Source organism: Kibdelosporangium banguiense, from assembly GCF_017876405.1.
GTDB classification, from domain to species: Bacteria; Actinomycetota; Actinomycetes; order Mycobacteriales; family Pseudonocardiaceae; genus Kibdelosporangium; species Kibdelosporangium banguiense.
Map to the genome: position 1 here is coordinate 2,606,872 of NZ_JAGINW010000001.1, position 17,610 is coordinate 2,624,481.

The following is a 17,610-nucleotide window of genomic DNA, read 5'->3' on the forward strand; positions in this document are numbered from 1 at the left end:
CAGTCGCTCAGGCGAGGAGAGACGATGACGTCCGATCGCTTCCGTAAGTTCAAGTTCGCGGCCGTCGCCGCGGCTGGGGCGTTGGTCTTGGCCGCGTGCAGCGGTCCGCAGGGCGACCAGCCCGCCAGCTCGGGCACTGCCGGGGCCGCTCAGCCGCCGAGCGGTGGAAGCCTGCGTGTCGCTGTCGTGACCCACGGTTCGGCCGGTGACGCGTTCTGGAACGTGGTCAAGAACGGCGCCGAGGCGGCGGGCAAGCAGCTCGGCGCGCAGGTCGACTACAAGTCCGACGGCGACCCCGGCGCCCAGGCCAAGCTGATCGACAACGCGGTCGCCCAGAAGGTCGACGGCCTGGTGGTCTCGATGGCCAACCCGGACGCCCTGCAGACCTCGATCGAGAACGCAGTCAAGGCGGGCATTCCGGTCGTCACGATCAACTCCGGCGAGGCCCGCAGCGCCCAGTTCGGCGCGATCGCACATGTCGGCCAGAGCGAGACGATCGCCGGTGAGGGCGCAGGCCAGCGCCTGAAGGCCGCCGGCAAGACCAAGCTGCTCTGCGTGATCCACGAAGCCGGCAACATCGGCCAGAACCAGCGCTGCGACGGCGCCAAGACCACCTTCGGCAACGTCCAGACCCTGCAGGTCGACATCAACAACCCGACCGACGCGCAGTCCCGGATCAAGGGCGCGGTACAGGCCGACCCCGCCGTCGACGCCGTGCTCGCCCTGAACTCGCAGGTCGCGGCCGGTGCCGTCCAGGCGATCAAGGGCGCGGGCTCCAAGGCACAGGTCGCTACGTTCGACCTGAACTCCGACGTGGTCGCGGCGATCAAGTCCGGCGATGTCCTCTTCGCGGTCGACCAGCAGCAGTACGAGCAGGGCTACCTGCCGATCGTGTTCCTCAAGCTGTACAAGGAAAACGCGAACACAGTGGGCGGCGGACGCCCAGTACTGACCGGCCCAGGCTTCGTCGACAAGACCAATGTGGACACCATCGCGCCCTACACCGAGAAGGGCACGCGGTGACACTCGCACTGCGACCGAGCCAACGGCCCTTTCGCAAATCCGGTTGTCCACAACCCGCGAGTAACCCCTTTGACCAGCCCATCCCCCCGATAGACTGGAGCAGGGCTGTCCCCCCAGGGAGTGGTGGGGGATGTGCTGGCGCCTTTCCGGGTTTGACGCAGCCGCGGCTGAGTGATCCGAGTGTGGCCGGTCGCCGGGAAAGGAGTCGGTGACCCATGAGTGTCGCGGTGCAGGCCGCACCAGACGAGCGCCTCGTCAAGCCCCGGCTCTGGGATCGCCTTGTCGTGCGGCCCGAGATCGGGTCCCTGCTCGGGGCGCTGCTCGTGTTCGCGTTCTTCTCGATCGTCACCGGCCAGTTTCTCAGCCCGCTGGGCGTGGCGAACTGGCTGGACGACGCCTCCACGCTGGGCATCATGGCGGTCGCCGTGGCGATGCTGATGATCGGCGGCGAGTTCGATCTCTCCGCAGGCGTGATGACCGCGTCGACTGCCCTGGTCACCGCGATCTTCGCCACTCAGCTAGGAGTCAGCGTCTGGCTCGCGCTGGTGTTCTCGCTGATTTTCGCGCTGGCGGTCGGAGCCCTCAACGGCTGGCTGGTGATGCGCACCGGGCTGCCGAGCTTCATCGTGACCCTCGGTACTTTCCTTGCCCTGCAAGGCTTGAACCTCGGTGTCACCCGGCTGATCACCGGAACCGTGCAGGTTTCCGGAATGCGCTCGACCGACGGGTACGAGTCCGCGGGCATGCTGTTCGCGTCCACGATCAACATCGGCGGCACGGAGTTCCAGATCTCCATTCTCTGGTGGATCCTGTTCGCGGCGGTCGCCGCGTGGGTGCTGGTCCGGACCCGGTTCGGCAACTGGACGTTCGCGGTCGGCGGCTCCTCGCTCAGCTCGCGGGCGGTCGGTGTGCCGGTGGTCCGCACGAAGATCATGCTGTTCATGACGACCGCGTTCGCCGCGTGGATCGTCGGCTCGATCAACATCCTGCGCAACGCCAGTGTGCAGGCCAACCAGGGCATCGGCCTGGAGTTCCAGTACATCATCGCGGCCGTGATCGGCGGCTGCCTGCTGACCGGCGGCTTCGGTTCGGCCGTCGGTGCCGCGATCGGCGCGCTGATCTTCGGCATGGCGCGGCAGGGAATCGTCTACGCGCAGTGGAACAGTGACTGGTTCATGCTGTTCCTCGGCATCATGCTGCTGGCCGCCGTGCTGGTGAACAACACGTTCCGGCGACGCGCAGAGAGGGTCCGCCGATGAGCCCGCTCATTGAAGTCCGTGACATCGGCAAGACCTACGGCAGCGTCATCGCCCTGGCTGATGTGTCCACTGTGGTCAACGCGGGTGAGGTCACCTGCGTACTCGGCGACAACGGCGCGGGCAAGTCCACGCTGATCAAGATCCTGGCCGGAGTGCACCAGCACGATCACGGCTCGTTTCTGGTCGAAGGTTCCGAAGTCCGGTTTTCTTCTCCTCGTGAAGCTCTGGACCGCGGAATCGCGACGGTGTATCAGGACCTGGCAGTTGTTCCGCTGATGAGCGTGTGGCGGAACTTCTACCTGGGTTCCGAGCCCACGGTCGGATGGGGACCGTTGCGGCGGCTGGATCGCAGGAAAGGCCGGGAGACCACGAAGACCGCTCTCGCCGAAATGGGCATCGACCTGCGGGATGTCGAGCAGCCCGTGGGCACGTTGTCCGGCGGTGAACGGCAGTGTGTCGCGATCGCGCGTGCCGTCCACTTTGGAGCAAAGGTGCTCATTCTGGATGAGCCGACGGCTGCGCTCGGTGTGAAACAGGCCGGGGTGGTGCTGCGGTACGTCGCTCAGGCTCGTGACCGCGGGCTCGGGGTCGTGCTGATCACGCACAACCCGCACCACGCCTACCCGGTGGGCGACAGGTTCCTGCTGCTCAAGCGCGGCCGGAGCCTGGGCTGCTTCGACAAGGGCGACATCACCATCGAGGAGCTCACCCGGCAGATGGCCGGCGGTGCGGAACTCGAAGCACTTGAACACGAGCTGCGGGCGGTAGAGAAGTGAGTCTGGAAGCTCTGACGATCGGCCGGGTCGGGGTGGACCTCTACCCCGAGCAGAGCGGGGTTCCGCTGGCCGAGGTGCAGACCTTTGCCAAGTCGCTCGGCGGCACCGCGACCAATGTCGCGGTCGCCGCCGCGCGGCTCGGCCGCAAAACCGCTGTCCTGACCAAGGTGGGGCCGGACGGGTTCGGCACGTATGTCCGTGATGCGTTGACAGGGTTCGGAGTTTCGCCGTCGTACGTGGGTACGTCGCCGGATCTGCTGACGCCCGTGGTGTTCTGCGCGCTGGACCCGCCCGAGGACCCACCGCTCTTGTTCTACCGCTTGCCGACCGCGCCTGACCTGACGTTGACCTCGCAAGACGTTCCCTGGGACGTGGTCGCCGACGTTCCGGTGCTGTGGGTGACCGGCACGGGCGTGAGCGTGCAACCGGCTCGCAGCACGCAGCGCGAGATCCTGGAGGCGAGGGGGCGCCAGGATCACACAGTGCTGGACATGGACTACCGCCCGATGTTCTGGTCCGATGTGGACGCTGCGAGCGAGCAGATCTCGTGGATGCTGGACCACGTCACGGTGGCCGTGGGCAACCGGACCGAGGCCGAGGTCGCGGTGGGCACGTCGGATCCCGACGAGGCCGCGCGCCGGATCCTGGATCGTGGCGTCTCGCTCGTCATGATCAAGAAGGGTGCCGAGGGCGTGCTCGTGGCCACGCCCGAGGGTTCGTGGACCGTTCCGCCGGATCCGATCGAGGTCGTGTGCGGTCTCGGGGCTGGGGACGCCTTCGGCGGCGCGCTCATCCACGGGCTGCTGTCTGGCTGGGAGCCGGTGCGGATCGCTTCGTTCGCGAACGTGGCCGGTGCGATTGTCGCAGGCAGACTGGCATGCGCGGACGCGATGCCGTTCGAAAACGAGATCGAGGAGCGCTTGCACAAAGGAGCACAGGCATGAAGCTGACCACCGCGCAGGCCCTCGTTCGTTGGCTTGTGGCGCAACGGACTGAGCTTTTCGACGGCTCCGATGCTCCGCTTTTCCCAGCGGTGTTCGCGATTTTCGGGCATGGCAACGTGCTCAGCCTCGGCGCGGCCTTCGAGGAGTACCGCTCGGAGATCCCGGTGTGGCGTGGGCACACCGAGCAGGGCATGGCTCTGGCCGCGGTCGGCTACGCCAAGGCGACTCATCGGCGTCAGGTCGGCGTCGCCACTTCTTCGATCGGGCCGGGCGCTCTGAACATGATCACGGCTGCCGGGGTCGCCAACGCGAACCGGTTGCCGCTGCTTCTGTTGCCTGGTGACACTTTCGTCAACCGTGCGCCCGACCCTGTGCTGCAGCAGATCGAGCCTTTCGCCGACGCCACGGTCAGTGTGAACGACGCTTTCCGGCCCGTCAGCCGGTATTTCGACCGGGTCACCCGGCCGGAACAGCTGATCGCCACCCTGCCTCAAGTCGCGCGTGTGCTCACCGATCCAGCGGAGTGCGGGCCGGTTACTTTGGCTCTGCCACAGGATGTTCAGGCTGAAGCTTTCGACTTTCCACCGTCGTTGTTCGATCCGGTTGTGCACCACGTGTTGCGCCCTCGCCCGGACAGCCGATCTCTGGAACGCGCCGCGTCCGTGTTGCGCTCAAGCTTGCGGCCGCTGCTCGTCCTCGGCGGCGGCGTCCGCTACTCCGATGCGGCTTCCACTGCGCTTGCTTTCGCTTCGCGCCACAACATTCCCGTGGTCGAGACCACTGCCGGACGCACGCTGGTGCCACACGCGCATCCGTTGCACGCTGGTCCTTTGGGCATCACAGGCTCGGCATCGGCCAACGCCTTGGCGGCTTCAGCCGATGTGGTCCTGGCTGTCGGGACTCGGTTGCAGGACTTCACCACGGCTTCCTGGTCGGTGTTCTCGCCCGATGTCCGGCTCGTGACTGTGAACGCCGCCCGGTTCGACGCCGTGAAACACGGCGCGGTGGCCGTGGTCGGGGACGCCGAGGTTGCTCTTTGCGAGCTGTCCCTTGGTGATTGGCGCGCCGACGACTCGTGGGCTTCGCGCGCTCCGGCCGAGCTCGCCAAGTGGGACTCGTACATCGACGGGTTGCGCGCTGGATCTGACGGGCTGCCGACGTACGCCCAGGTTGTCGGGGCTGTGAATGACATTTCCGGGCCTGACGACTATGTGATGACCGCTTCAGGCGGGTTGCCCGGCGAACTCATCGGGGGCTGGCGCGCGTCCGGCGAATCAACCATGGATGTCGAATACGGATTTTCCTGCATGGGCTATGAAATCGCCGGCGCCTGGGGTGCGGCCATGGCCCGCTCGACCGGCGTGGTGACCACCTTGCTTGGCGACGGCTCATATCTGATGCTGAATTCAGAACTCTTCTCAGCAACATTCGCAGGCCACGGATTCGTCGCAGTAGTCTGCGACAACGACGGCTACGCCGTAATCGACCGCTTGCAACGCGGCCAGGGCGGCGCCGGCTTCAACAACATGTACCCAGACGTCCGCAGCCTGCAAACGGTCCCACCCAGGATGGATTTCGCCTCCCACGCCGCCGCCATGGGCTGCGCGGTGCTGGCCGCGAACACAATCCCCGAACTCCGCGCGGCCTACACAAAAGCCCGCGAACACGCCCAATCCGGCACCCCAGCCGTGGTGGTAATCAAAACCCACCCGAATTCCTGGACCGAATCCGGCGCCTGGTGGGAAGTAGGCGTCCCCGAGGTGTCCCACCGCCCCCAAATCACCCATGCCCACGACGAATTGACCCAGGCCAAAACCCGCCAACTCCGCTACCTCACCTGACCGCCCCTTGAGCCAGCCGACCTCCTACTCCCGCCTTCATTCGCCCCTCTACCAGCGCAGAGACCTTGCGGTCGACCTCCACCAACTCCAGCCGTTGAGCCTCCCCGAACGGAAGGGCACTGCCTAGGCTTCCTTCGCGATGGGCGGCCTCCGGCCCCCGGAATCCAGCCTAGGTTCACCCACCGACAGTCCAGGACAAACAGGTGCCTCGCCTGTGGATAACCCGCGACTGTGGACAACTCGAAGCTGTGGATCTTCGCCAGTCCTGAACTGTCGGACCCCGCGGTTACGCTGGATTCCGGGGGCCGGAGGCTGCCTACCGAGAGCGAACCTGCTGGTCAGAGAGCGCTTAAGCAGGCGTGAGGGTGCGGAAGGCGACGACGGCTGTGGCCAGGTCTGGGTCGGCGGCGGCTTTGTCGAGGGCGGTTTTGAGGGTTTCCTGGTAGGTGGGTTCGGCTTGGGTGAAGCGGGTGCGGCCCTCGGTTGTGATCATGGTGTAGATGCCGCGGCGGTCTTGTTCACAGATGTCGCGTTCGGTCAGGCCGCTGGCTTCGAGGCGGGCGACGAGGCGGCTGACTGAGCTCTGGTTCAGGCAGAGCATGTCGGCCAGTTCCTGGATTCGCAGGGAACAGCTTTTGTCCACGGCCGCGACGAGTCTGCTCAGCGCTCGGTACTCCGAGAGGCCGAGGCCGTGGCGGCGGCTCAGCGCTTTGGTCAGTTCGTTCTCGATGCGGGCGTGCAGCGCGACGACCCTGTTCCACGAGCTCTCGTCTGTGGTCATCTGCCCGTCCGCTCTGTGAGGCCAGCCCCTTGACGAAAGTTTACATGTAGTGACAGCATCTGCATGCACATACATTTAACAAGCAGACATAGTGAGGCCTGAGATGCAGAAGTTCCTGTTCGTGCTCGGCAGCTCCCGCGCCGGCGGCAACACCGAGACTCTTGCCCGCAAGGCCGCCGAGTATCTGCCGGAGGGCGCGCAGCAGCGCTGGATCTGGCTGGAGGACGTGCCGCTGGCACCGTTCCGGGACACGCGGCAGGACCGCGTGCCTCATCCGCTGCAGGAGGGCAACGAGCAACTGCTGCTCGACGCCACGCTCGAGGCGACCGACATCGTCATCGCGTCACCGCTGTACTGGTACAGCGTTTCCGCCACAGCGAAGCAGTACCTCGACTACTGGAGCGGCTGGCTGCACATACCCGGCCTTCAGTTCAAGGCGAGCATGCGTGAGAAGACGCTGTGGGGCGTCTCCGCCGCCGAGGAGGACGACATGTTCAGCGCGCTGGTCGACACCCTGCACAAGAGCGCGAACTACCTCAAGATGCGCTGGGGTGGCGTGCTACTCGGCCATGGCCACCACCCGGGCGAGGTGGTGGACGACGCGCCGGCGATGGAAGCCGCGAAGGACTTCTTCCAGAGCGTCTACGCCAAGTAAGTATCCGGCATACGGACACCAGGGCAGGCCAGTGGTCTCGCCCTGGTGTCCGTATGCCGAGATTCAGCGACGGTAGTCGTCGTAACCGTCGTCGTAGTCGTCGCTGCGGTCCTCTTCTTGGTGGTCCTCGGGCTTTCCTGACAGCTCTCGCTGGAGAGCGTCAAAGTCCGTGTTCCGAGTGCTGTACTTGAGCTCTCGGGCCACCTTCGTCTGCTTGGCCTTCGCCCGGCCGCGCCCCATGGCTCGACCCCCTCGCACAGGGATGGGGCGGCCGGGGGAAACGGCGGCCCCACTCGTCTCGACAACTGATTCCTGACAACTACCGTACCGTGCCGACGGGGTTGGACGCGACGCGGCACCGTGTGCCGGTGATGACAGATCAGCCTCGATCGGTCGATGAGCCATTACCCGCCGGCTCGTGAAAGCATGCTGTAGTGCCTCGTCCGTTCGTCGCCTACCTTCGGGTGTACGAACCGTTGTCGGCTTTTGACACAGAGTTGTCAAATCGGCTACGGAACGTCATTGAAACCGGTCCCTTGGTGCGTTCGGCCGTGGGCGAACGCGAGCGGGAGATGTGGTTCAGGTCACAACTTTCTGTGCCGCCCCGCCTGCTCCCGGGCGAGTCGGCCGACGGAAAACCGACATCGAAGTCGATTCGTGACGTACTGGTCCTGAACCCGGGTGAGGTACCCGGCGCGGATCCCAAGATCGGGCCCCTGGCGTGCCCGCTGGACGTCATGCCGCGCTCGGCGGCAGCACTTGTCGGCTTCATCACCACGGCGCACCCAGCGCTGCGAGACGCGGCCATCACGGCCTCTGTGGACGCCGTGCGGGCCCGCGCGGCGTCGGTCCTGTCCGAACAGCCGTCAGGCGCCGTGCACGCCGTATCGACGACGTGGACCGTGCCATTGCCATGGTTTGTGATGTTCGATCCCACGCAGCGCCGCCTGAAGCTGGCCACCCGGACTGCGCCGGAGCGGGAGTGCTCGTGGCGCGCGACGATGGCTGACGCGCGGCAGCGCGTCGCGCAGGCCTATGAGCTGACGGCCAGCACGTTCGGTGAGCAGGGGCCTGCGAAGGTTCTTGAGGACACGGCCGGGTGGCTTGAGCACTTCGACGACAACTCGGCCGTCGAGCTCGACTACGGCGGCCTGGTTCAGCTCCTGGACGACGAGGAGCTCACCGAGGACAGCTCATGCGAGGACGTCAACGCGATCGTGGCCGCGCTGGACGCGGGCGACGCCGAAGAAGTCGCTGAGCGGTTCGATCAGCTCAGGGACTTCTGGGGGCATCTGGCCGTCAGGGAACGGTTCAACTAGCCTTCGTCGCGCTCACGCTCGGCGGCCAGCAGCTCGTCCACCGAGGCCTTGCCTTCCCGGTAGCGCTTGGCGATCTCGGCGTTGAGCAGGTCCATCACCACCTGGACCTGACGGCGCCGCTGGGAGACCGAAGCCTCCTCCTTGGCGTACGTCTGCAGCGCGAGCTCGAGTCGTTCGTCGGGCAGGGCCGCGACGTCGGACAGGTCCGCATCGGAGACAAGGGCCTCGACGTGCCTGCGGTGAGCTTCGGCACGTGACGGCTCAAGGGTCTGGTAGCGCCCCATGCCCATCGCCGGCCCGACCGCGTTGTCGGCCAGGATCGTCGCCAATTGCTCGACGACGGACGCCGATCCGCCTTCGGTCCTGCGCTTCTGCTCGGCCCGCACGATGTCGATCCGGCCGTGCAGCAGCCTGCGCAGATAGGAGAGATCCGTCTCCTCCTGCGCGGCATCGTCCCGCCTCGCCCGGACCTCGGCCAGGCCGAGACGGTCGAGGCCTTCGATGTAGTCCGGGTCGAGCACACGGTCGATACGTCGGCGCCCACCAGGTCGGACTTCGATCACGGGATCATCCTCCGGCAACCACGCCTAGACCGCCACATCGGCCAGCCCCTTTTCACCCTTGACCCCCAGTAGTTCACGGACATGAACGGACGCCAACGGCGGCCGCTGTGCGATCCGCGCCAAACCCGCGGCCCGCGCCACCAACTGTGCGTTGTCCTTGACCCGCTCGCCCCGCGCGTAGGTGATGGTGTCCTCCATCCCCACCCGCAGGTGCCCACCGGCCGACAACGACGCGAGCATCACCGGAAGGGTGCTCCGGCCGATACCCGTTGCCGAGAAGGTCGCACCTTCGGGAATCAGACGCAACGCGGCCACCAACGTCTCAGTGTCCCCCGGCATGCCCCCGGGGACGCCCATCACCAGGTCTACATGGACGTGCCCGCCCGCGGGCAGGCCGTGCTTGTCCAGCAGCCGCTGCAGCGAGGACAGCTGGCCGAGGTCGAAGATCTCGTACTCCGGCACGATGCCGCGCTCGATCATGCCTTTGTGCAGCTCGACAACGAATTCCCAGCGATTGAGGAAGACGTCTTCGCCGAAGTTGACCGTGCCCATCGTGCAGGAGGCCGAGTCGGGCATGGCATCGAGCACACGCAGCCGGTCGGACTCCGGATCGGTGACGGCGCCGCCCGTGGACAGCTGCACGATCAGGTTCGTCTGCTCGCGCAGGGCTCCCACGGTGTCCTTGAGGCGACCGAGGTCGAGCGTTGGCTTGGCGTCGTCGTCCCGGATGTGCACGTGGATCATGGCCGCGCCCACGCGCTCACAGTCCTGGGCCGTGCGGACAAGTTCGTCGAGGGTCACCGGCAGGTTCGGCACATCGCTCTTGGCGTGCTCGGCCCCGGTCGGCGCCACTGTGATGATCGTGCCTGTCGACTGGGACATGGCGTGATAGTGACACAGCGCCGGGCCGTGTGTCGTCGGGGATGGGCCCGAGACCGGTAGGCAGAACCCGATTGTTGCAATCGTTCGCTGTTTACCGACCGACATGGTTGCTGGTCGAAATACACGCTGCTGCGGCTGCGAAAAAAATGCCAGACGAACGGCGGGGCCCATTGGGGCGATCGCCCTACCGAAGAGCTGAGCCGTTCGGCCGATCCGTGTTCACATCAGCGAATAGTTTGGTCATTCGCGCTGGTCAGACGCTCATAGTTCCCGCTCACAGCATGTTTCTCCCGGCTAGAAAGCAGGACCTTCATGGGCGTAGGAAATCCCCGCCGCGCGGCAGTAGCCGCAACGCTCGGTGCGGCGTTATTGGCCGCCGCGCTGACCGTGCCCACGGCGAACGCCGCACCGGCGGGCCCGCCGATCCGGCTCATCACCGGCGACTTCTACCCGGTGGCGGGCCATTCGGGCCCCGCCGCGCCCGGTTTGGACGCCAAATCCGTCGGTGACGCCGATTCGACGAGCTACCTCGTCCAGTTCAGCGGGCCGATCCGGACCGAGTGGGTTGAATCACTTCGCGGCGCAGGCGCCCAGATAGTGGAATATCTGCCGGATTTCGCGTTCAAAGTCCGGATGAGCCCGGCGCAGGCCCGGCGCGCGGAGAAGCTGGCGAGCGTCCGGTGGGTCGGCCGGTTCCAGCCGGCCTGGAAGGTCGACAACGCCGCCAAGCGGAAGATCGACAGCGGCCGGGCGGGTGTCTACAAGGTCCGGGCCACTGCGCCGAACACCGTCGACCAGGCGCGCAAGCTGACCGAGCAGACCGGCGCCGTGGTGACCAAGTCGGCCGACAGCACGTTGCTTGTCGCCGCCGAACCAAGCCAGGCCACCAAGATCGCCGGACTGGACGAGGTCGCGTGGGTCGAGGAGTTCAAGATCCCGGTCAAGCACAACGAGACCGCGGCCGGCGTGATCATGGGCGGCAACGCGGCGAGTTCCCGCGGATATGACGGTTCCACCCAGACGGTCGCAGTGGCCGACACGGGCCTCGGCGGCGGTACGAAGACAACCGCGCACGCCGACGTCCCGCAGGACCGCATCACCGCGATCCGCGACTGGGCGACGACAAGCGCGGCGGGCTGCTACACGGCCAAGCCCAACGGCGCTGCAGACGTCGACAGCGGCCACGGCACGCACACCGCGGTCTCCGTCGTCGGTGGCGGCGACGCGAACGGCATCGGCAAAGCCGCCGCATACAAGGCGAAGCTCGTCTTCCAGGCGGTCGAGGACTACGTCGACATGACGGGCTCCTGCGCGGCCCAGTACGCCGACGGCTACTACCTGCTCGGCCTGCCGGAGGACCTGACCACGCTGTTCCAGCAGGCGTACAACGACGGCGCCCGGATCCACTCCAACTCCTGGGGTTCCTCGGAAGCCGGTGTGTACACCGAGAACGCCCGGCAGGCGGACGCGTTCAGCAACTCCCACAAGGACATGCTGATCACGTTCTCGGCCGGCAACGAGGGCGTCGACGCCAACGCCGACGGCGTGATCGACAACGACTCGATGGGGTCGCCCGCGACCGGCAAGAACGTGCTGTCAGTGGGTGCTTCGGAGAACAAGAAGCCGACCTGGGCCTGCGACAGCTCCTTGACATACATCGCCACGGCCAAGGAGACCGCGACCGTCGGCGGCAAGTCCTGCAAGGAACTCGGTGGCACGCAGCCGTTGCCGAAGTGGGGCGACTGGTGGCCGTCGGACTACCCGGCCGAGCCGCTGAAGTCCGACTCGCAGGCCGGCAACGACCAGCAGATGGCCGCGTTCTCCAGCCGTGGCCCGACCGACGACGGCCGGATCAAGCCGGACGTGGTGGCGCCGGGCAGCTGGATCGTGTCCGGCTACTCGGACATGTACCAGCAGCAGTACGACTCCGCGCCGAACCCGCAGAACGGTGCGTACCAGCACGACGGCTACGGCTACCCGGTCAACTCGAAGTACAAGTACTTCTCGGGCACCTCGATGTCCAACCCGCTCGCCGCGGGCGGTGCGGCCGTGATCCGCGACTTCTACAAGAAGAAGTACACCGTGGAAGCTTCTTCCGCGCTGGTCAAGGCGACCATGGTGAACAGCGCGGACGACCTGCTCGACGAGAACAACGACGGCGTCGACGACAACGACTTCCCGATCCCGAACAACCACGAGGGCTGGGGCCGGGTCAACCTGGACCGCGCCACCGACGCGGCCGCGAAATACGTTGAGGGCGCTGGACTTTCCACCAACGGCGTGACCGAGTACAGCTACCAGGTCAACGCGGGCCAGCCGTTGAAGGTCAGCTTGGCGTACACCGACAAGGAAGGCTCCACGACCGCCGCGGTCAGCCTGGTCAACGACCTCGACCTGGAGCTTGTCGCACCGGACAACACCATCTACCGCGGCAACGTGTTCGCCGGTGGCTGGACGCAGACCGGCGGCAGCGCCGACCGGCGTAACAACGTGGAGAACGTCTACATCCAGAACCCGGCCGCGGGCACCTGGAAGGTCCGGGTGAAGGGCTTCAACGTCCCGCAGGGCCCGCAGACGTACGCCCTGGTCGCCCGTGCCTCCTTCGGCACCGACCCCGGTCCCGGCCCTGGCCAGCAGCTGCTCGCCAACCCGGGCTTCGAGTCCGGTGCGACCGGCTGGACCGGCACGACCGCGTCGATCACCAACAGCGCTGCACGCCCGGCGCGCGGCGGATCATTCTACGCCGGTCTCGGCGGAAACGGCTCCACCTCAACCGAAAACGTGTACCAGCAGATCGCTGTCCCGGCCGCCGGAACGCCTTCGGTGTCCTTCTGGGTGCGGATCGACACGGCCGAGACCACAACCTCGACCCAGTACGACAAACTGCAGCTGCAGGTACTGAACTCGGCGGGCACGGTTCTCGGCACGCTGGCCACACTGTCCAACTTGGACAAGAGTACGGCGTATGCACAGAAGACGTTCGACCTGTCTGCCTACAAGGGACAGACAATCCGTATTCGTTGGCAGGCAAGCGAAGACTCGTCACTGCAGACGACATTCGCCATCGACGACACGGCCGTGAACGTCTCCTAGCCCCGTTTTCCGCACTGTTGGGCGGCTGCGCCTGTCAGGTTCGAAGGGTTAGTTGGTCTTTTCGGGCCAGGGCAGGGGGATGTCGAGGTGAGCGAGGATGGCGCGTTGGGGAGGGGTGAGGCGGTCGAGGTGTGGGCCGGTGGGGGTGTAGGTCAGGTGCAGGCCGTGGAAGGCGGTGAGGACGGCTCGGCTGGTGGGGATCGCGGCTCGGTGTTCGGGCAGCAGGCCGGGTAGTGGGGTGTCGGGGCCGAGGGCGTGGCGGAGTTCGGCTTCGATGAGCCCGTAGATGAGCAGCGCGATCCCGATGATCGCGATGAGGGCTTCGATCCGGTCGTCGTTGTGCAGGAAGATGGGGCGGACTTTGAGTGTTTGCTTGAGGTCGCGGTGGCGTTGTTCCACGATCCACTGGTCTTTGTAGACGGTGAGCACGTCCAGTGCAGTCAGTTCACGGTTGGGTGGGTCGGGCAGGTTGGTGGCCAGGGCGTAGAGCCCGTCCAGTTGGGCGGCGGCGGTGATGGCGTCGTGGTTGCGCTGCCAGTGGATGCTGGGTTTGCCGTGACGGGCGGGTCCGGTGGTGACGGTGATCAGGTCGGCGATGTGCGGTCCGATGATCTTCGCAACACGGGTGTCGACCTGCGTCTTCGTCTTGTAGTAGCGGCCACCGAGCCCGTTGCGGATCCTGGTCAGCGCGGTTTCGGCGTGGGTCAGGGTGCGTTCGCGTGCCTCGGTAACGGAGGCGGCTTCTTCGCTGGAGTGGATGTAGGCCACGCGCAGCCGGTGCTGCCCGGTCTGGCGGTCGGTGACTGTGAACGGCCGTAGTAGTCCCTTGTAGACGGTTCGACGGTCCGGGGGAAGGTGTTGTTCGCGCTGGGAGCGGTAATCGAGCTCGGCCAGGGCATCGAGGGTGCCTGCGTCGGCGCGGAAGCGCTGGGCCCAGCCGGTGTCGGCGCGTAACGGGACCACGAACCGGGTTGCCGCAGTATCGAGCGCGCACAGGGTGGTCAGGTAGCCCAGGCCGGAGTCGGCGACCGCGACCAGCCCGGCTGGCAGACAGGCGCGCAGTGCGTCCAGGGCCGCGGTGAACGCGGGCAGTTCGTTGGCGGAGCCTTTGTGCGGCCGGAAGTACAGCGATACTCCGGTTGTCGTGGTTGCTTGCAGGGTTTTGACCTGCCGGCCGAAACTGCGATCGGCGGCCCATCCCTTGGCCACCAGCGCCGAATCGGTGTGCCGGCCGGCGAACCGGACCGCGGTCAGATCCAGGTGCAGCCGGGAGGCGTCGGCCACCGCGAAGGTCTCGATCGCGCGGAGGAGTAGTTGGCAGCGGACCTGTTCGGCCACCGGTGCCAGCGCTTCCAGCGCCCGGCCGAGCCGGTCGTCGTTGAGCAGCAACGCCGGGACGCCGATCAGTTCGGCTACCGCTGCGGAGGTGGCCCATCCGGCCACGTCGTAGAGCGGCGCCGGCCCGCACAGCCGGTTGGCGACCAGCGCGGCGATGATCTCCCCGTGGGTGGCCGAGGCCCGTCCCCGCATCGGGGCGGTGTCATCGACGATCTCGGTCAGTCCCAGCCGGTTCAGGTAGTGCGTGACCAGTAGCAGCGGGCCGACCTCGCGGCGGGTGCCGACCGGGGGTGAGTCCAGCCGGGCCAGGCCTGCTACCAGCTGCTCCAACCGGCCCGTGGCGGTCAGCTCGTCCAACCGGCCCAGTTTTGCCACAACGCGCTGCCGCACCTGGCCGTCGACCCGGTGGCCTTCCACCAGTTCCAGGTACTCATACACGCGGTCGCCGCGGCGAACCCGCTTTACCTTCGGGTACATGTTGTCACAACGCTAGCGTAGTTGGCGCCGGAATCGGCTTGCGACACGCCGTATCCGGGTGGCCTCATACATCAAGTTTGTCACAACAGTCCGACTCTCTCGTCGAGACCGCTCCGGGCCCAAACCCGCAGCCTGGAGCCATCCCAGCAACAGGCAGCCACCCCGCTATCCGGTCACGATGCGGAAAACGGGCCTAGCAGGCCTGGATCCGGGCCTCGCCCTGCTGGGGCCCGGATCTAACCATGCAGCCGCTTGACCGCTTCCCGGCCGAGGCCGGGAGTGTCCGGCGGGACTGAATCCGGGTCGATCGCGGCCGGGGAGCCCCCGGCGGTCAGTTCGGTCTCCGGCGCGATGGACCGCTTCACCAGCGCCAACGCGATCGGCCCCAGCTCGTGATGCTGCGCCACAGTGCCGACGCGGCCGACGGTGCGCTCGCCCGACCGCACCGGATCGCCGGTCTCCGGCAGCGAATCCGCCGAACCGTCCAGGTGCAGCAACAGCATCCGGCGCGGCGGCCGGCCGATGTTGTGCACTTTGGACACTGTCTCCTGGCCGCGGTAGCAGCCCTTGGCCACGTGCGCGGCCACCGGAACCCAGTTCACCTCGTGCGGAATCGTCCGCTCGTCGGTGTCCACGCCGACCCTCGGCCTGAGCGCCTCAACGCGCAACGCCTCGTAACCCCAACTGCCCATCGGCCGCGCACCGGCGGTCGTGAGCTTGGTCCACCAGGTCGTCATCTCATCGCGCGGCAGAAGCAGGTCGTACGAGCCTGGCATGCGCCTGACCATGCCTTCGACCGCGTACGTGTCCGTCGGCGCGGGCAGATCCACGGCTGCGAGCGCGGCCGGCGCCTCCGGCCCAACCAGTGACAGCAGCGCGATCTCGCTCGTCGCGTCCCGCGGCTCGACCTTGGACCAGAACTTCATCGCCTCGAGGTAAGCCAGCAGCGTCTGACGGTCACCACGCGCACCCGTCGCGGACGCCCCAGGCTCGGTGTCCATCCATACGGTGCCGTCGACATGCGCGAGCACCATATGTGCGTCGACGCGGCCCTGGCTGTCCAGGACAAGCGCCTCCGTGCCCTGATCGTCAGGCAGCTCGCTCACATGCTGCGAGATCATCAGATGCAGCCAGCTCAGCCGGTCGTCACCAGGCACCGCGATGATCTCGCGGTTGGACCGGTCGACCACCGCGACACCACGTGCGGCCGCCCGCTGCTCACCGAACGGGTCGCCGTAGTGCCAGGCCACCGCCTGGTCGGGGTTCTCCTCTTGCGGTGGCACGGCTCCGGGCAGCAGCACTAGCTCTCCCTGTTCAGACAGCGCCGGCACGTGCCGGACAACGCGACATGGCTTGCATCAAGTTTGAACCCGTACTGGTCGCGCAGTGTTCCCGCCAGGTCGTCGAGCAGGTCACACGGGACCTCCTCGACCTCGCTGCAGACGTGACACACCAGGTGCACATGTTCGTGACCGTGCGCCGAGTACGTCGGCGCGCCGTGCCCGATATGGGCGTGCCGCACCAGCCCGAGCTGCTCAAGCAGGTCAAGCGTTCGGTAGATGGTCGTGATGTTCACCGTGGGCGTGGTCAGCTGCACGTGCTTGCAGACCTGTTCCGGCGTGGAGTGCTCCAGCGCCATCACCGCGTCCAGAACAAGCTGCCGTTGCGGCGTCATCCGCATGCCGCGCTGGTGCAGCGTGGACTTCAGCGCCGCCCGTTGCTTACGAGTCGTCTCCACGCCCGTACATAGTAGGCGGGAGTAGGTTCATGGTCATGCGCGTGCTTGCACTCCTCGACGGAACCCTGGCCGATCCCGACAATCCCCTGATCAGGGTGGACGACCTGGTGGTGATGCGCGGCGACGGCATATTCGAGACAGTGCTCGTGGTCGACGGACAACCCCGTGAGCTAGGCCCCCACTTCGACCGGCTGGTCCGCTCGGCGGCCATGCTCGACCTGCCGGAACCTTCCCGGGCAGCCTTCGACCGCGCGACCCAGGCAGTCCTCGACAACTGGACCGGCGGCTCCGAAATCGCACTCAAATGGGTGTACACCCGAGGTATAGAAGGCGGCGACGGAACGCCAACGGGCTTCGCCCTCGGCCTGGAAATAGCCGAAAAGGTGAAGCGTCAGCGCGCCTCCGGAATCTCGGCGGTCACCCTGGACCGAGGCTTCGACGCAACAGCCGCCGAACGCGCCCCCTGGCTCCTGCTCGGAGCAAAAACGCTGTCATACGCCGTGAACATGGCAGCACTCCGCGAGGCCGAACGCCGCGGCGCCGAAGAAGTCATCTTCACAACGTCGGACGGCGCAGTCCTCGAAGGCCCGACCTCGACATTGATAGCGGTCTCCGGCCGCACCCTGCGCACCCCGCCCGCCACCATCGGCATCCTCCCCGGCACCACCCAGGCAGCGTTGTTCCGCGCCGCCGAACGCGAAGGCTGGTCAATCAAAACCGAGCCCATCCAGGCCGCCGAACTCCCCACCGCCGACGGCATCTTCCTCGCCTCCAGCGTCCGCAAGATCACCCGCGTCCACACCCTCAACGGCATCCAGCTCCCCGACAGCACCCCGCTGCACACCGAGCTCGTCCGCCTCTACAACTCCGAATACGCCAGCTGATCTATGAAATGATCAGTCCAGGCGTCTGAACTGCGCT

Annotated in this window: 16 protein-coding genes; 9 read left to right on the forward strand and 7 right to left on the reverse strand. The window is 66.5% G+C overall.

The annotated features are described in order from the left end of the window. Nucleotides 1-24: 24 nt before the first annotated feature. The 5 genes from JOF56_RS12505 to iolD all read left to right on the forward strand — a co-directional run bounded on the left by JOF56_RS12505 (nucleotide 25) and on the right by iolD (nucleotide 5,843). Nucleotides 25-1,023 carry a sugar ABC transporter substrate-binding protein gene (locus JOF56_RS12505; RefSeq protein ID WP_209637397.1) on the forward strand — a complete coding sequence of 333 codons (999 nt, stop codon included), beginning with the start codon at nucleotides 25-27 and terminating at the stop codon, nucleotides 1,021-1,023. A 215-nt stretch (nucleotides 1,024-1,238) separates the two neighbouring features. Beyond that, the gene (locus tag JOF56_RS12510) at nucleotides 1,239-2,282 is read left to right on the forward strand and encodes an ABC transporter permease (RefSeq protein ID WP_209637399.1); all 1,044 of its coding nucleotides are present in this window, start codon (nucleotides 1,239-1,241) and stop codon (nucleotides 2,280-2,282) included. Continuing rightward, nucleotides 2,279-3,058 (forward strand): ATP-binding cassette domain-containing protein, encoded by a 780-nt coding sequence (locus tag JOF56_RS12515; RefSeq protein ID WP_209637401.1) that lies wholly within the window; start codon nucleotides 2,279-2,281, stop codon nucleotides 3,056-3,058. The genes JOF56_RS12510 and JOF56_RS12515 overlap by 4 nt, the downstream gene beginning before the upstream one ends. Next, on the forward strand, nucleotides 3,055-4,002 hold the full coding sequence (iolC, locus tag JOF56_RS12520) for a 5-dehydro-2-deoxygluconokinase (protein WP_209637403.1): 948 nt from the start codon (nucleotides 3,055-3,057) through the stop codon (nucleotides 4,000-4,002). The genes JOF56_RS12515 and iolC overlap by 4 nt, the downstream gene beginning before the upstream one ends. Next, entirely contained in the window at nucleotides 3,999-5,843 is a 1,845-nt protein-coding gene (gene iolD, locus JOF56_RS12525) for a 3D-(3,5/4)-trihydroxycyclohexane-1,2-dione acylhydrolase (decyclizing) (RefSeq protein WP_209637405.1), read from the forward strand. The genes iolC and iolD overlap by 4 nt, the downstream gene beginning before the upstream one ends. 349 nt (nucleotides 5,844-6,192) lie before the next feature. Here iolD and JOF56_RS12530 read toward each other — a convergent pair whose 3' ends face one another. Then, on the reverse strand, nucleotides 6,193-6,624 hold the full coding sequence (locus JOF56_RS12530) for a MarR family winged helix-turn-helix transcriptional regulator (RefSeq protein WP_209637407.1): 432 nt from the start codon (nucleotides 6,622-6,624) through the stop codon (nucleotides 6,193-6,195). A 103-nt stretch (nucleotides 6,625-6,727) separates the two neighbouring features. On the opposite strand from JOF56_RS12530, the gene JOF56_RS12535 reads away from it, so the two are divergent. Continuing rightward, nucleotides 6,728-7,279: a flavodoxin family protein gene (locus JOF56_RS12535; RefSeq protein ID WP_209637409.1), complete on the forward strand. Its 552-nt coding sequence runs from the start codon at nucleotides 6,728-6,730 to the stop codon at nucleotides 7,277-7,279. A gap of 63 nt (nucleotides 7,280-7,342) precedes the next feature. Here JOF56_RS12535 and JOF56_RS12540 read toward each other — a convergent pair whose 3' ends face one another. After that, entirely contained in the window at nucleotides 7,343-7,519 is a 177-nt protein-coding gene (locus JOF56_RS12540; RefSeq protein WP_209637411.1) for a DUF3073 domain-containing protein, read from the reverse strand. Nucleotides 7,520-7,713: 194 nt separating this feature from the next. On the opposite strand from JOF56_RS12540, the gene JOF56_RS12545 reads away from it, so the two are divergent. Next, nucleotides 7,714-8,598, forward strand: a complete 885-nt coding sequence (locus tag JOF56_RS12545) for a DUF8083 family protein (RefSeq protein WP_209637413.1) — start codon at nucleotides 7,714-7,716, stop codon at nucleotides 8,596-8,598. Here JOF56_RS12545 and JOF56_RS12550 read toward each other — a convergent pair. Together JOF56_RS12550 and JOF56_RS12555 are read right to left on the reverse strand one after the other, a co-directional pair. Further along, on the reverse strand, nucleotides 8,595-9,161 hold the full coding sequence (locus JOF56_RS12550; RefSeq protein WP_209637415.1) for an RsiG family protein: 567 nt from the start codon (nucleotides 9,159-9,161) through the stop codon (nucleotides 8,595-8,597). The genes JOF56_RS12545 and JOF56_RS12550 overlap by 4 nt on opposite strands. A gap of 24 nt (nucleotides 9,162-9,185) precedes the next feature. Further along, nucleotides 9,186-10,043 carry a beta-keto acid cleavage family enzyme gene (locus JOF56_RS12555; protein ID WP_209637417.1) on the reverse strand — a complete coding sequence of 286 codons (858 nt, stop codon included), beginning with the start codon at nucleotides 10,041-10,043 and terminating at the stop codon, nucleotides 9,186-9,188. A gap of 312 nt (nucleotides 10,044-10,355) precedes the next feature. On the opposite strand from JOF56_RS12555, the gene JOF56_RS12560 reads away from it, so the two are divergent. After that, nucleotides 10,356-13,136: a S8 family serine peptidase gene (locus JOF56_RS12560; RefSeq protein ID WP_209637419.1), complete on the forward strand. Its 2,781-nt coding sequence runs from the start codon at nucleotides 10,356-10,358 to the stop codon at nucleotides 13,134-13,136. Between the two features lie 48 nt (nucleotides 13,137-13,184). On the opposite strand, the gene JOF56_RS12565 is transcribed toward JOF56_RS12560, so the two are convergent. The 3 genes from JOF56_RS12565 to JOF56_RS12575 all read right to left on the reverse strand — a co-directional run bounded on the left by JOF56_RS12565 (nucleotide 13,185) and on the right by JOF56_RS12575 (nucleotide 16,632). Beyond that, a complete protein-coding gene (locus JOF56_RS12565; RefSeq protein ID WP_209633904.1) occupies nucleotides 13,185-14,951 on the reverse strand; it encodes an IS1634 family transposase in 1,767 nt (588 codons plus the stop codon). A gap of 236 nt (nucleotides 14,952-15,187) precedes the next feature. Next, nucleotides 15,188-16,273, reverse strand: a complete 1,086-nt coding sequence (gene ygfZ / locus JOF56_RS12570) for a CAF17-like 4Fe-4S cluster assembly/insertion protein YgfZ (RefSeq protein WP_209648208.1) — start codon at nucleotides 16,271-16,273, stop codon at nucleotides 15,188-15,190. Beyond that, on the reverse strand, nucleotides 16,252-16,632 hold the full coding sequence (locus JOF56_RS12575; RefSeq protein ID WP_209648209.1) for a Fur family transcriptional regulator: 381 nt from the start codon (nucleotides 16,630-16,632) through the stop codon (nucleotides 16,252-16,254). Before JOF56_RS12575 ends, ygfZ begins: the two co-directional genes overlap by 22 nt. 92 nt (nucleotides 16,633-16,724) lie before the next feature. Here JOF56_RS12575 and JOF56_RS12580 point away from each other — a divergent pair, with 92 nt between their 5' ends. Next, nucleotides 16,725-17,573, forward strand: coding sequence for an aminodeoxychorismate lyase (locus tag JOF56_RS12580; RefSeq protein WP_209637421.1), 849 nt, complete (start codon nucleotides 16,725-16,727; stop codon nucleotides 17,571-17,573). The last annotated feature ends 37 nt before the right edge of the window (nucleotides 17,574-17,610 follow it).

Coding starts and splice junctions, on each gene's coding strand:
- JOF56_RS12505 (WP_209637397.1), top strand. CDS start 25: ATGACGTCCGATCGCTTCCGTAAGTTCAAGTTCGCGGCCGTCGCCGCG.
- JOF56_RS12510 (WP_209637399.1), top strand. CDS start 1,239: ATGAGTGTCGCGGTGCAGGCCGCACCAGACGAGCGCCTCGTCAAGCCC.
- JOF56_RS12515 (WP_209637401.1), top strand. CDS start 2,279: ATGAGCCCGCTCATTGAAGTCCGTGACATCGGCAAGACCTACGGCAGC.
- iolD (WP_209637405.1), top strand. CDS start 3,999: ATGAAGCTGACCACCGCGCAGGCCCTCGTTCGTTGGCTTGTGGCGCAA.
- JOF56_RS12530 (WP_209637407.1), bottom strand. CDS start 6,624: ATGACCACAGACGAGAGCTCGTGGAACAGGGTCGTCGCGCTGCACGCC.
- JOF56_RS12535 (WP_209637409.1), top strand. CDS start 6,728: ATGCAGAAGTTCCTGTTCGTGCTCGGCAGCTCCCGCGCCGGCGGCAAC.
- JOF56_RS12540 (WP_209637411.1), bottom strand. CDS start 7,519: ATGGGGCGCGGCCGGGCGAAGGCCAAGCAGACGAAGGTGGCCCGAGAG.
- JOF56_RS12555 (WP_209637417.1), bottom strand. CDS start 10,043: ATGTCCCAGTCGACAGGCACGATCATCACAGTGGCGCCGACCGGGGCC.
- JOF56_RS12560 (WP_209637419.1), top strand. CDS start 10,356: ATGGGCGTAGGAAATCCCCGCCGCGCGGCAGTAGCCGCAACGCTCGGT.
- JOF56_RS12565 (WP_209633904.1), bottom strand. CDS start 14,951: ATGTACCCGAAGGTAAAGCGGGTTCGCCGCGGCGACCGCGTGTATGAG.
- JOF56_RS12575 (WP_209648209.1), bottom strand. CDS start 16,632: ATGCGGATGACGCCGCAACGGCAGCTTGTTCTGGACGCGGTGATGGCG.
- JOF56_RS12580 (WP_209637421.1), top strand. CDS start 16,725: ATGCGCGTGCTTGCACTCCTCGACGGAACCCTGGCCGATCCCGACAAT.